Origin of the sequence: Desulfovibrio sp. DV (genome assembly GCF_001936595.1) — a bacterium.
Taxonomy (GTDB): domain Bacteria; phylum Desulfobacterota; class Desulfovibrionia; order Desulfovibrionales; family Desulfovibrionaceae; genus Solidesulfovibrio.
Genome location: NZ_MLBG01000006.1, coordinates 82,850 through 94,259, shown reverse-complemented (window position 1 = coordinate 94,259; position 11,410 = coordinate 82,850). Strand labels below are relative to the sequence as shown.

Here is an 11,410-nt window from a genome sequence, read left to right as displayed (position 1 = left end):
TGGTGACGGCTGCGTCAAGGCGCACGGCCACCTTGACCGTGACGTTGACCGGCGTTGGCGACAACACCCAGGCGTCCTTGCAGGCGGCGGGGCGTTTTTCGTCCACCACGGCCTGGGCAGCGGCCAAAACCGACGGCGGGCACGGCCCATCCGCCCCCAGCACGGCCACGTCCACCGAACCCAACCCCCGGCGATGCGGAAAGGTCCAGGCCCGGGACACGCCGGCCACGGTCAGCGCCCAATGCTTGAAATCGTAGGCGTTGCCGCCGCCGGGCGGGTGCTGCATGTAGTCGAGCAGCCGGGCCAGCAAAGCGGCATCGGTCTCGGCGGCCACGCCGCCGGAAAGGGTCAGGCCGGCCTGGGACAGCACGCCCTCCGGGGCCTGGACGAACAGCACCGGCTCGCCCGAAAAAACGGGCATGACGCCGGCCTTGGCAGCAGCCACCGGCGCGACCGTCCAGCCGTCGGTGCCGATTATGGCTTGATCCGTGGTCAGGAAGATCAGGCCCGTGGCCACGTGGCGCACGGATTCGCCCAGGGGCACGACCGTACCGGGCGTACCCTGGACCAGCAAGTCGCCGCTGGCCGGTATGGCCGGCTTGCGGCTGATGCCGCGCAAGGCGGCATGGCGCTCCAGATATTCCGGGTCGGCCGTGTCGGGCAGCACCTGCCGGGCTATCCACAATTGGTGCTGGTACAGCCCTTCCACGGCGGCGGCTTCGGCCGTGGCGCGGATGTAATGGTCGCTGTCCGCGTCTGTTGCGGCGTCCGGCAGCAGGTTTTTGACGTCGCGCAGATAGGCGGCACGGATGGCCTCAAAGGTGGGGATCGTGTACATCAGGCCACCCGTACCGGATGTTGGAAGGTGGCCACGCGCCCCAGGGCGTCCACAACGGTGATAAGGAGCAGGCAACGGCCGTCGTGGGGCTGTTCGGAAGCCACGTCGATGGAACGCGCCCGGCCGTCGTCAAGAAGTGGTTGCAAGGCTGCGGCGGCATACTGCCGGGCCAGCACACCAATGCGGGGCAGGTCCTTGGAGCGGGCCAACTCATGCAGGCGCGAACCAATGGAAGTGTCCGCCCACCACGAACCCAAGGGAGTGGCCAGACGGATATAGACGGCGTTACCCAGATGATTTATCCGGGAGGACAAATATTCGCCGGTGTATGGATCAATGCCTTTGTCGATGCCCATGCCCGCCACCTTAGTGGCGGTGGGGTGGGTGGGGATAGGTGAAGGGGTTCAGTCTGTTTTCCTGTGAAGGATGGGAATAAATGCCCGCATCTTACATTTTGAATTCTCCAGAAGAGTTGACACAGGCTGCCATCTCTGTACTTGCAGGGAAAATCAATCCAGAGAATATGACCCTTGCAAAGGATTATTCAATAAGAATTAAAATAGCTGACCCAACGTGGACATATAGAAATAAAATAGACTACAAGATTGCTGGGCTTGTTCTAGATATACAAAAAGATATCCTCGGCATGTACAGTAGTATTTCAGGAACCAAAATTGACTTGCGCAATTTGCATAAATTTGATAAAAAATTTATAATAAAAGTCGAAGTAAAAGACGGATGCGTCGAGGCTGTTGTAAAGCTCGCAGGTTTTTTTGAGGCAGTCATCAAGAACATGACCGGAAAACAACAGGTTGCTGCGATATCAATAATATGCGCAACACTAGCTCTCGGTGGTTCGGCTTGGTTTGCCCATTCTTATCTTAATCACGTCGAAGATATTAAAGCCAAAATTGAAGATGAAAAAACAAAACAAAAGCTAGGAGAGTCTTTAAAAGAAGTCGCGATAGCATTGGCAAACAACAAGGATACGCCAAAGCACATTGCCTCACGAACAAGTTATGACGCTGTGATTGAGTTTGGTGGCGGTGAAAAATTTACGAAGGACGAATTGCAAAAAGCTATAAAGGAACAGAATCAAGAGGATGAACGGAGACAGCAGAATTTTACAATCGACGCAAAATATGACGTCCCGAGCTACAATTACGAAGATCAAACAGCACGCTTGAGAATTAATGGATTTGAGTTCGACGCTTCTACAAAGAGCCTGTCAGAAGATGTTAAACGCGACATCCAAAGAGATGCAAACGAAGCAGATTTAAAAGGAACGTTTGCGCGCGTCAACCTACAAGTGATTGCTAATGTTCGAGGCAATAAGTTGGTTGATTCATATATAATTGGCGTAGGAGTTCCTCGCGCTGGGTCAGTTGCCATAACAGACGTTCTCTCGATAAAAAATAAAGACAAATCTCTCAATTCATCGCAAGGTTCTTTGTTAGAATACACTCGAAAAGAGTGATTACATTTTAACCGGTTCATCCGTCGGCCCACCCCCATCATTCTCCGGATGCACGTGCCCGACCAACGAAACCCCACCCGTCACATGATCCACGTCCGCCGTTGACGTCCCCGTGATATGCAAATTCCCGCGCCACACGCCTTCGCAGTCGCCACCATCCCCGTCGCCGCCCATGTCCCATTCGGGGGCGTATAAGCCAATCCGCTCACTGGCCACGGCGTGGATGCGCTTGGCGGTCATGGTGATGTCTTCCTCGACGTCGAATACCAGCGTCTTGCATTCGACGGCCACCAGCTTGTCTTCCTTCAAGGTGATTTTGGCCCCGGACTGGTTGTAAACGCAGACTTCGCCGCTTTTGAGCGCCTGCACCCGGTAGCTGCCGTGTTCGGTGGCCACGATGACGCCGTGGGAGCTTTTGCCGCCAAGGGGCAGCACGATGCACTGGCTGCCGGCCGGCGGGGCTGACGTAAAGCCGAAGTGCTGGAAGACCTCGGCGGCCTGCAACTGCTCGCCGGCCAGGCCGTCGGCTTGGAGCAGTTGTACGCTTGGCGTGGTGTCCAAGGCGGTCAACACGGCCCGGAAGCCCAGGCGCACCCGGGACAGGGCGCGGGCAATCTTGGCGTCCATGCGGCGCAAGAAGTCATTGCTCATGACAGGTCCACCACCTTGCCAGCGCTTTTCCCGGCCTTGCCTTTTCCCTTGCCGCTGGTCTTGGCCAGCTCGGGCAGCCAGACGCCGTCTTCTTTGAGCGTCAGCTCGGTGAGGCTTCCCTTGTCGCGGCCGCCCAGGAACGTGCGGGCCATCAGAAAATAGGTGCCGTCCAGACCGTGAGGTTCGCTGACCACCTGCACGCGCTGGCCGGGTGTCCAGGGTTTGCCGCCGTCGCTGACCCGATGGCCGCGCACCCGGGCCGTCATTGTGAAGCCTTCCAGGCGCGAATCCATGAGCGTCTTTTGCGCCCGGCGCTTGGCTTCGTCCGCGCCGTCGCAGTCGCCGGCAACCAGGATCAGCGGCCGATAGCCCGGCACGTCCGCGTCGGTTTCCTGGTGCTTGATGTTGTGCTGGCCGTCGGTCGTCTCGGTGCCGTGGGCCTGGCCCAAGACGGTCACCTCGCTATAGCGGCCGGAAACGTCTTCGGTGACGGCCAGCGACAAGACATTGTTGCCCTGGCCGGAAAGGCGCATGACCAGGGTGGCCACGGGTGCGGCAGCATAGTCCGGGCCGCCCACAACCAGCGTGCCGTCCGGCTCGAACCAGGCCCAGCAGCCGTTGGCCTCGCAGGCCTGCCCCAGGGCGTCCCAGGCGGTCATGCCCGGTTCGATCTCCACCTTTTCCTTGGCTCCCGTGGCCTCCACCCGCACCTGCGACACGCCAAGGGGCCGCACGGCCAGGTCCACGACTTCCTGGAGCGTGGCCTTGCGCCGGGTAAATATCGGGGCGGAACAGTCCACCAGGACGCCGGCCCCGTCGCGGCCGGAAATGGCCAGGGAATTGGTCCCCTTGGCCACCTCGCGCTCGATGCGGTCAATGCGGCCGGTCAGCACCACGTCCTGGCCCAGGCAGACCTCCACGGCGGCCCAGGGGGCAACCGTGTCCGGCATGGCGTCGGCCGGAATGCCAAGCGTCACCTGCCAGGCATCGGCCGGGGTGATAAGGTGCGAGTCGATGCGATACGTGGTCCAGTCCCGGTGTTCCCGGCCGGCCACGCGCACGGTGATGCCCCCTGTGTCAGTTTGCGAAACCATGGAGCACCTGGCCCTGGGCCACGAAGTTGGGGTTACGAAGACCGGGGTTGAGGCGCGCCAGCTCGGCCGCCCGGGTATGATCGCCATAGAGCCAATGGGCCAGCAGGCGCAGATTGCACTGGCTCGGGGCGGTGTGGGTGATAAGCGGCGGATGCAGATGGATGACGGTTGCCCCCAGCTCCTGGACGGCCAGGGCGGCCCCGCGCACCTGCTCGATGACCCGGAAGGCCAAATGCGTGGGCAGCACCAGCCGATGCTCGTCAATGCAGTCTTGCAAGCGCTGGCGCACGCTCCCCACAACCGTCTCCACCTCGGCCGGGGTGAGGCTTGGCGCGGCGGCCTCGGCAGCCAGCACCTGCCCGGCGGCCGTGGCCATGGCCGTGGCCCGCTCCAGGTTGCACACGGCGGCGGCCATGGCCCGGGCCTGGCCCTGATAGGTGCCAAGCTCGGGCGAGGCTGCGGCCGAAGCCGTGCCCGTTGCCGGCAGGGTCACGCTCGGCCGGGGCGCGGCCGCGCCGGTCAGGGGACCGGAAACCACGCCGCCGGCATACACGGCCGCGTCCAGGGGATAGGCCGTGTGCTTCCCGGCAGCGGTCTGGGACAGGCGCGGCAGCTTATCCGAAATGGCGGCCAGACTGGCAAACCGGCCGAAGGCACCGGGCAAGGCGGCCATGGCCACCACCTCGCCTGCCACGGCCCGGGCCTCGCTGACAAGCGCCTGGGGGATGGCCAGGACGTCGGCGGCCACCACCTGGGGCAGGCTGGCCAGGGTCCGGGCAACGCTGGTGACCGAGCGGATCGCGCCCAACACCTCGCCCCGGACATAGGCCGACACGCGCCCGGGGAGCGACGCCGCAAAGGATACATAGCCGGCCAGCGAGGCTAGCCCGGCCAGGGACAGGCAGCTTTCCACCTCCCCGGCCAGCCCGGCCGCCTGGGCCAGGGCCGTGGCCGGTCTGGCGAAAAAGGGAATGTCCGGGCTGGCCTCCATAAAGACCAGCTCCATTTCGGCATAGTCCGGGCTGTCTTCGTGATGCTCCACCTGATAGCTGGGGCAGGCCATGGTCAGGGAGCCGAAGACGGGGTGGATCAGTTCCCCTTTGCCGGGCGTGTCCAGGGCGTCGATGAGGTCGGCCATGGCTTCCTCGTAGTCATCGCCCCAGAACACGGCCCGCAGGGTGACCTTGCGTGGCCGCCGGCCCATGTCTTCGATCTCCGCACCGTCGCGGTACGGGTATTCGTGCTGGACAATGGCCCGCTCGGTATCGTCGCGGGCGGAAATGACGTCAAAGGGCACACCGCGAAAGGATGCGGGCAAAAGCGTTTCGCTCCAGGCCATGGCTACTCCCGTTTGGCTTGGGCCGTGTTGTAGCTGTTGACGGTCCGGGCCACCTCGTGACCGTCCAGGTGCAGCACGGATTCCACGTGCAAGGTGCTCTTGTCCTCAACCACGATCTTCTGGGCGTCGGTCATGGCCTGGCTGGACGGCCCCCACGCTTTATGGGCGCTCGGCAAGGTGCCAGCCGATGGTCCCCACATTTTTTCGCCAGCCATGCGGCCAAGGTTGCTCCCGGACCACCAACCCACGGCCCCGCCGGCCAGACCGCCGGCAATGCCGCCGGCTGCGGTGCCCACGACCGGAACCACGGAACCGCCAGCTGCGCCAAGAGCCGCGCCCATCTTGGCCCCGGCAATGGCCCCGGCCAGCCCGCCGGCGTTTTCGGCGTGGCGGGTGTTTTTTGCGCCCGGGTCAGGGCGTCGCTGCTCTCGGTGGTGTAGATGTCCCAGGCGGCCAGGCCGGCCGTGGCCAGCGCGCCCCCCTTGCCGCCAACCATCCCGAGCAGGCCGCCGCGCCCGGCAGCGGCAGCAGCACCGCCGGCCCCGCCAGTGAAAAGACGCATGGCTCCGAAGGCAGCGGCTGCCGCGCCCATGACGCCAATGGCCGTGGCCGCCTCGGTGGCCGCCACGGCCAGGGTGGGAAAACGCTGGGCCAGATCAGCGGCGGCGTCGGCTGCGGCCTTGAGCGGTCCGGACACGTTGCCGAGCATCCCCGAGCGGGCAATCTCGCTTTCGTTGCCGGCCCGTTCCATGGATGCGGCCGTGCTGGACTGGTAGACCTGAAAGGCCGTGTCGCCTGTGCCCTGGGCGTTTTGCATCCGGCCCTGGACGTCGGCGATGTAGTCCTTCTGGTTCATGGCCGCGATAAGCGCCAAAAGCGCCTGCCGGTCCTGCACCACCTTGCCCACGGCCGAGGCCTCGGCCAGGTCGGCCATGTCGGAAAGGATTTGCTGGCGCTCGGCCCCTTGCGTCTTGCCAAGCTTGGCCTTGAGACCGGCATAGCGTTTGTCCTTGCCCACCACATGCTCGTCCACAAGCTGGGCAAAGGCTTCGAGCGGCAGCTTGCCCTTGTCCCGCGCCCGGGCCAGGGAGCCGGTCAGGTCGATGCCAAGCTTGGCGAAATCCTTTTGCGTGTCCTGGCTGTTGAGCTTTTGCAGCAGGTTGACCAGATTGTTGCCGGCTTCGTCCTTGCTGCCGGCGGTGACGGCCGAAGCCTGGGCATAGGCCAGCATCTGCTCAAAACCGGGCATGGACTTCATGCCGCTGCCCAGGGCCATCATTTTAGGCAGCCATTTGGCCATGTCTTTGAGTTCAAAGCCGCCGGCCTGCCCGGCAGCCATGGCCTTGTCCAGGGCTTCGCCGGCTTGGCCTTCGCTGAAAAATTTCTGTTGAATGCCCCGGATGACGATCTCGGCAATGTCCCCGGAGCCGGCCCCGGAGGCAGTGGCGAACTTCTGGATGGTCGGCAGCAGCCGTTGGGCGGCGTCAGCCTTGATGGCTCCCGAGGCCAGCATGGCGTCCAGGGCTTCGGCCGCCTGGTCGCGGTTGCCGCCGCCCTGGCGCACGGCCGCGTTGACGGCCCCTTCCAGTTCCTTTTTGCCGGCAATGCGGCCGGCCACATCCCGGTCGGCGTAGGCAGTGTTGGCCATAAGCGCCAGACGCTTCTCGAAAGCAATGGGCTGTCGCAGGGCAGCGGCCGCAACGCCGGCCCCGGCAGCCACGCCAGCCCCGGCCTGCCCGATGCCCTTGACCGCGCCCAGGGCCGCCCGGCCGGCAGCCCCCACCCCGCTCAGGGCGTCGCGCAGGCGCACCCCGGCCCGGGCGGTCTGGTCGAGGCCGCGCAAAGCCTCGAAGGCCATGGTCCCCACGCTCTTGATCGCGCCGGCCGACTGGCCCACGGACGCCACGTCCCGGGAGGCCCGGCGGGCAGCCTGGCCCAGGCCGCCCATGAGCTTGTCGGTCCGGGCCGCTTCCATCCCCACGGACCGCACACCCTCGCCGGCGCGCCCCACGCGGCCAAGCTCCCGGGCAGCGGCCCCGGCTCCCTGGCCAACGCCCCGGGCCGCCCGGGTGAGCGTGTCCAGGGACTTGGCCGCCTGGCCCCCCATCTCGTCGCGCAGGCGCAAGACGACGGCTATTTCCGTACCCTTGCCCATCTATTTTGCTCCTTTGCGGCGACGGGGAATGACGCGCCGGCCGCTGCCGGCCGGGGCGCGCCCGGTCAGGATGGCCAGATAGGATTCCGCTTGCGGCATGGTCATGGATTGGATGTCACGCAAAGTGAATGTCTTGCCCGCCAGCGCTACTTCGAGGGTCCGGTAGTCTCGCAGTCGCTGCTCGCGGGCACGAGCTTTCCCCGCAGGGCCTCCTCGGCGTCGGACAGCGGCGTGTAGTCGCTGTAATGCAGGCCGGCCAGCAGTTCCGGCGTGATGGCCTCGGAAGGCAATGCGCCAAGCCGGGTCAGGGCGCGCGACCAAACGTAACGCGACAAGCGCGCCGTACACGCCCCTTCCGGGGCGTTTTCAATGGACCATTCCATGTCTTCAATGGTGGGCACGCGCATTTCAAAGTCCTTGTGCAGTGCGCCGGATGCGTCGCGGTGGCCGATGAGCAATTGCCCGGTGACCGTAACCATGGCCTATTCCTCCACCTTGTTAAGCGATAACAGTTTGACGTCCACCCGGGCTTCGCTGTCCACGGTGTATTTGTTGCCGATGCTGACCACGGCGCAGTCCTGGTAGCTCTCCCGCTTGCCGCCCTCGGTGACGGGATAAATGGTCAGCTTGGCCCCTTCGACGCCCGACCAGTCCAGGGCATCGTCCTTGGGCACGACGGCGGTGATGGACAGTTCCCAGGTCTTCACACCCTGGTGGTAGCCCTTGGCCCGGCCGGTGCCGTTCATGGTTTTGACGACCTTGCGGCCGGTTTCGTGCTGTTCGTTGAAATCAACGATCTCGTATTCCTGGCCGTCGATCTCCAGAATGATCGCGCCCAGGTATTCTTTTAACGCCATGGCGGTGGTCCTCCGTTAGAGAAGCAGGTCGATGCGGCCGGCGAACACATGCAGGCCGTTGACCACATCGGCCGGGATTTTGGCATCGAGCCGGTTGGGGTCTTGCAGGTCGCGCTCAACCAAAAGACCCGGCAGGTTGGCCTTGACCTCTTCCACGATCTCCAGCTCTTCCAGCTTGTAGAGCACGTCGATGAGTTCGCTTCTGACCTTGGCCGCCGTGCGGTTGGTCAGCTTTTCCCGGGGAAAGCGCAGGCTGATGCGCTCGCGGCAGGCCGTGCGTATGTAATCCAGGGTGCGGATGGTGGTCAGGTCCAGGAGCGCGATGTCTTCCACGCCCTGGGGGTCGCGGGTGTAGGTGGTAATCGCCCGCACGATCTGGACTTTCTCGCCCGGCCCGACCTCAAGGGGCGTACAGCCGTTATACAGCGCCGACTCCTGCTCCATGCGCCCCAGGCGCTTGGCCACCGGCGGCACGGCCACCGGGGACAGGGCCAGGGTATTAAGCGGCCGGGCCGGGTCTTCCTCGCTGGCGATGACAGCGGCATAGGCAGCGGCCACGTCCCAGGCCGGCGAGGTGGTGCCGGGCACCAGCGCGCAGGTGATGCGGCCGGAATTGATCAGCCCGGCCAGGGTGGTGGCCTGGGCCAGGGTGCCGGTGTGGGCATAGACGCCGATGGCCCCGCGCTGTTCCAGGGCGTGGCTGACGGCGTCGAGGTGGGAGCGCAAAGCGGTCAGTTGGGTCTGGCCGATGTAGGGCACGGTGATGATGTCATGGCCATCGGCAAAGACGGCGGCGAGCCCCGGGGCAATGTCCGGGTCGGTCGCGCCGCCGGCCATGGGCGTGACTGCCGCAGCCAGCCCGGCCACGGCCAGGGAGCAGTCCAGGTTGATGCCATTGCCAAAGGCCCCTTTGTTGCGGGCGGCAAGCGTCAGCACGCCGCCGACCGCCGCAGCCGCCACCGGCAAGGTGCGGTTGGCGTTGACCCTCTCGGCCAGCGCCTCGGCCACGGCCTGGGCGGTATCGCCCAAGGCGGCCGCCACCTGCACGATCTGCGCGCCGATGGTCAGGTTGACCACGCCGACGCCGGCCGACGTGCCGGTCAGGGTGACTTTTCCCGTGGCCACGATGCCGGCCGCGTCGTCAGGCACGGTGATGACGGTCAGGCGCAGATAGGGGTTGGCGGTGATGGCCGCGCGCACCATGAGGTGGGCCAGGGAGCCGGTGCCAAAGAGCGTGCGGCCCTCTTCGTCGGAAAAGACCTCCACCGGCGTCAGTACCGGCTGCGTGCCTTCGGCCGTGCCTTGCCCCACGATGAGCATCCGCTGCACGTTGGCCGGCAGGGTGCGCACCGCAAGTTTGGTATTGAACTCGAAATACTTGCCGGGCTTGCGGATGGACGCCGGCAAGGTGTCAAAGCTGATGTTTTGGCTGGCCATCACTCCTCCTTGGGCTTTTGCGGCGCGGGACCAGACACGGCGGCCGCATCGGCAGCCAGGGCCAGGTCGCCGTCGGCGATGCGGCGGCGATAATAGGCGCTGTCCGGCACGGTCACGGGGGCGGCCTCGGTGATATAACGGCGCGGCATCCCCTCCTGGGGCACGCGCACGCCCGGGGCGGCTTTGACGGTAATGGTCGCTGGGGTCACGTTTATTCTCCTTTGAGGCTGACCAGGTCGGCGGCGTCGGGCAAGCCGTCGTCTGGCTGCAAGTGGTAGGCAAGGGCCACGCGCTCAAGCATGAGCGGCTCGGGCTGGGCCAGTTCGCCCAGCACCACGTCGTAGCTGGTGTGCCATTCCAGAGCGAAAGCGGAGACGGCGTTGCCTTTAAGCCGCGCGGCAACCAGGGTCCGGGTGCGGCCGGGGGCCAGTTCATCAATATCCAGGCCCAGGTCCTGGTAGAGCAACAGCCGGCGCACGTCCTCGATCATGGCGTAGGTGCCGACCTGTCCGGCGGCGCCCTGGCGGGTGGCTGTTTCGCTTCGCAGGTTGTGGGCGGCCACGATGACTACAAAGGTGGCCGGGAACCGCCAGACACGCTTGGGCATGGCCAGGGCCTTGCCCGGGCCGTCGTGGGCAAAGCACACCCAGATGGCCGGGAAACGGCGCACCACCTCGGGCAGGCCCTCGTCGAACTCCCCGCCGTAGGTGGCAACAAGCGGCTTGTAGGGCAAGGCAGCCCCGGCGATGCGGCTTTTTATGGCCTCTTCGATGATGGCAATCATGCCTCGTTTCCCCTGGCCGGCCGCCGGTCAAACACCCGGCGGCCAGTGGAAAAGGCCACCCCGGCCGTACTACCCTGGCCGGGCAGGGACAGGCCCGGCAGGTCGGCCTTGCCGTCGGCCACCCGTTCCAACCATTTGATGGCCTGCCGGTAGCGTTCCAGGATCGGGTCCGTCTCGCTGGCCGGACCGCCGGTCAGGCGGTAGCGGGCGATGTCGCACACGGCCGCCGTCAAGACCGGCGGCACCGGCGAAACCGGCACGGCGTAGCGCCTGGCCAGGTAGCTGTCGGCCTCCGAAGAGGCGCGGGTCAGGGCCGCCTCGGCTAGCCCCGCGTCCACCGCGTCGGTGTGGTCCCGGTCGGTGATGGCCACCAGCTCATCCAGGCCGAAGACGGCCGTCATATCGTCCAGGGTAGCGTACATTTACTTGCCCTCGGGCTTGGCTTCCGGGGCCTCGGGGTCGTCGTCGAAGCCGAAGTCCTCGTCGCCGGCCTCTGGGATTTCGGGAGCGCCGGCTCCCTCGGCAGGTTCCCCGGCGGCCGGGGCAGCATCAGACGTGGGGGACGCCGCCTTTTTCTTACGCGGCGGTGGCGCGTCCTGGGGCGCGTCCAAGCATTCCACTTCCAGGTCGGGATCGGCCTGGAGCTGGGCCAGTTGCCCCTCGGTGAGGGTGCCCGGCGGGATGTCGCCGGGTTCGACCTCGTGCTTGAGGCCGGCCCGGTAATGGCCGCCGCGCAGGCTGCGGGTGCGGACGATGGCGTTGACCGTGCTCATGGCGA

16 protein-coding genes are annotated in these 11,410 nt (G+C 65.2%); 1 reads left to right on the top strand and 15 read right to left on the bottom strand.

Annotated features, from left to right (window positions below; all coding sequences use genetic code 11):
• On the bottom strand, nt 1-838 hold an 838-nt coding region (locus tag DVDV_RS03200), incomplete at its 3' end, for a baseplate J/gp47 family protein (RefSeq protein WP_075353275.1).
• Entirely contained in the window at nt 838-1,194 is a 357-nt protein-coding gene (locus DVDV_RS03195; RefSeq protein WP_075353274.1) for a phage GP46 family protein, read from the bottom strand. The genes DVDV_RS03200 and DVDV_RS03195, both read right to left, overlap by 1 nt.
• Before the next feature lie 80 nt (nt 1,195-1,274).
• Here DVDV_RS03195 and DVDV_RS22040 point away from each other — a divergent pair, with 80 nt between their 5' ends.
• Nucleotides 1,275-2,315 (top strand): hypothetical protein, encoded by a 1,041-nt coding sequence (locus DVDV_RS22040; protein ID WP_139311500.1) that lies wholly within the window; start codon nt 1,275-1,277, stop codon nt 2,313-2,315.
• Here DVDV_RS22040 and DVDV_RS03190 read toward each other — a convergent pair whose 3' ends face one another.
• From DVDV_RS03190 to DVDV_RS03140, 13 genes are read right to left on the bottom strand one after another with little or no spacing between them, the layout of a single operon-like run.
• Complete coding sequence (locus DVDV_RS03190) at nt 2,316-2,966, bottom strand: phage baseplate assembly protein V (RefSeq protein ID WP_075353273.1); 651 nt, start codon at nt 2,964-2,966, stop codon at nt 2,316-2,318.
• Nucleotides 2,963-4,060 carry a phage baseplate assembly protein gene (locus tag DVDV_RS03185; protein WP_075353272.1) on the bottom strand — a complete coding sequence of 366 codons (1,098 nt, stop codon included), beginning with the start codon at nt 4,058-4,060 and terminating at the stop codon, nt 2,963-2,965. Before DVDV_RS03185 ends, DVDV_RS03190 begins: the two co-directional genes overlap by 4 nt.
• Nucleotides 4,044-5,399, bottom strand: coding sequence for a DNA circularization protein (locus DVDV_RS03180; RefSeq protein ID WP_075353271.1), 1,356 nt, complete (start codon nt 5,397-5,399; stop codon nt 4,044-4,046). Before DVDV_RS03180 ends, DVDV_RS03185 begins: the two co-directional genes overlap by 17 nt.
• 2 nt (nt 5,400-5,401) lie before the next feature.
• The gene (locus DVDV_RS23735) at nt 5,402-5,533 is read right to left on the bottom strand and encodes a hypothetical protein (RefSeq protein WP_303046320.1); all 132 of its coding nucleotides are present in this window, start codon (nt 5,531-5,533) and stop codon (nt 5,402-5,404) included.
• Nucleotides 5,530-7,554, bottom strand: a complete 2,025-nt coding sequence (locus DVDV_RS03175) for a phage tail tape measure protein (RefSeq protein WP_139311499.1) — start codon at nt 7,552-7,554, stop codon at nt 5,530-5,532. Before DVDV_RS03175 ends, DVDV_RS23735 begins: the two co-directional genes overlap by 4 nt.
• Nucleotides 7,555-7,677 (bottom strand): hypothetical protein, encoded by a 123-nt coding sequence (locus tag DVDV_RS23730; protein WP_303046319.1) that lies wholly within the window; start codon nt 7,675-7,677, stop codon nt 7,555-7,557.
• A gap of 23 nt (nt 7,678-7,700) precedes the next feature.
• Nucleotides 7,701-8,033 (bottom strand): hypothetical protein, encoded by a 333-nt coding sequence (locus DVDV_RS03170; RefSeq protein ID WP_075353270.1) that lies wholly within the window; start codon nt 8,031-8,033, stop codon nt 7,701-7,703.
• A gap of 3 nt (nt 8,034-8,036) precedes the next feature.
• The gene (locus DVDV_RS03165; RefSeq protein ID WP_075353269.1) at nt 8,037-8,411 is read right to left on the bottom strand and encodes a phage tail protein; all 375 of its coding nucleotides are present in this window, start codon (nt 8,409-8,411) and stop codon (nt 8,037-8,039) included.
• A gap of 15 nt (nt 8,412-8,426) precedes the next feature.
• Complete coding sequence (locus tag DVDV_RS03160; RefSeq protein ID WP_075353268.1) at nt 8,427-9,848, bottom strand: phage tail sheath subtilisin-like domain-containing protein; 1,422 nt, start codon at nt 9,846-9,848, stop codon at nt 8,427-8,429.
• On the bottom strand, nt 9,848-10,057 hold the full coding sequence (locus DVDV_RS03155; protein WP_254845210.1) for a DUF2635 domain-containing protein: 210 nt from the start codon (nt 10,055-10,057) through the stop codon (nt 9,848-9,850). The genes DVDV_RS03160 and DVDV_RS03155 overlap by 1 nt, the downstream gene beginning before the upstream one ends.
• 2 nt (nt 10,058-10,059) lie before the next feature.
• Nucleotides 10,060-10,632, bottom strand: coding sequence for a phage protein Gp37 (locus tag DVDV_RS03150; protein WP_075353267.1), 573 nt, complete (start codon nt 10,630-10,632; stop codon nt 10,060-10,062).
• Nucleotides 10,629-11,054: a gp436 family protein gene (locus tag DVDV_RS03145; RefSeq protein ID WP_075353266.1), complete on the bottom strand. Its 426-nt coding sequence runs from the start codon at nt 11,052-11,054 to the stop codon at nt 10,629-10,631. Before DVDV_RS03145 ends, DVDV_RS03150 begins: the two co-directional genes overlap by 4 nt.
• On the bottom strand, nt 11,055-11,405 hold the full coding sequence (locus tag DVDV_RS03140; RefSeq protein WP_075353265.1) for an HI1506-related protein: 351 nt from the start codon (nt 11,403-11,405) through the stop codon (nt 11,055-11,057). It abuts the gene before it with no gap.
• Nucleotides 11,406-11,410: the final 5 nt, after the last annotated feature.

Coding starts and splice junctions, on each gene's coding strand:
- DVDV_RS03140 (WP_075353265.1), bottom strand. CDS start 11,405: ATGAGCACGGTCAACGCCATCGTCCGCACCCGCAGCCTGCGCGGCGGC.
- DVDV_RS03185 (WP_075353272.1), bottom strand. CDS start 4,060: ATGGTTTCGCAAACTGACACAGGGGGCATCACCGTGCGCGTGGCCGGC.
- DVDV_RS03195 (WP_075353274.1), bottom strand. CDS start 1,194: ATGGGCATCGACAAAGGCATTGATCCATACACCGGCGAATATTTGTCC.
- DVDV_RS03165 (WP_075353269.1), bottom strand. CDS start 8,411: ATGGCGTTAAAAGAATACCTGGGCGCGATCATTCTGGAGATCGACGGC.
- DVDV_RS23735 (WP_303046320.1), bottom strand. CDS start 5,533: ATGACCGACGCCCAGAAGATCGTGGTTGAGGACAAGAGCACCTTGCAC.
- DVDV_RS03150 (WP_075353267.1), bottom strand. CDS start 10,632: ATGATTGCCATCATCGAAGAGGCCATAAAAAGCCGCATCGCCGGGGCT.
- DVDV_RS03175 (WP_139311499.1), bottom strand. CDS start 7,554: ATGGGCAAGGGTACGGAAATAGCCGTCGTCTTGCGCCTGCGCGACGAG.
- DVDV_RS03180 (WP_075353271.1), bottom strand. CDS start 5,399: ATGGCCTGGAGCGAAACGCTTTTGCCCGCATCCTTTCGCGGTGTGCCC.
- DVDV_RS03170 (WP_075353270.1), bottom strand. CDS start 8,033: ATGGTTACGGTCACCGGGCAATTGCTCATCGGCCACCGCGACGCATCC.
- DVDV_RS22040 (WP_139311500.1), top strand. CDS start 1,275: ATGCCCGCATCTTACATTTTGAATTCTCCAGAAGAGTTGACACAGGCT.
- DVDV_RS03160 (WP_075353268.1), bottom strand. CDS start 9,848: ATGGCCAGCCAAAACATCAGCTTTGACACCTTGCCGGCGTCCATCCGC.
- DVDV_RS03145 (WP_075353266.1), bottom strand. CDS start 11,054: ATGTACGCTACCCTGGACGATATGACGGCCGTCTTCGGCCTGGATGAG.
- DVDV_RS03190 (WP_075353273.1), bottom strand. CDS start 2,966: ATGAGCAATGACTTCTTGCGCCGCATGGACGCCAAGATTGCCCGCGCC.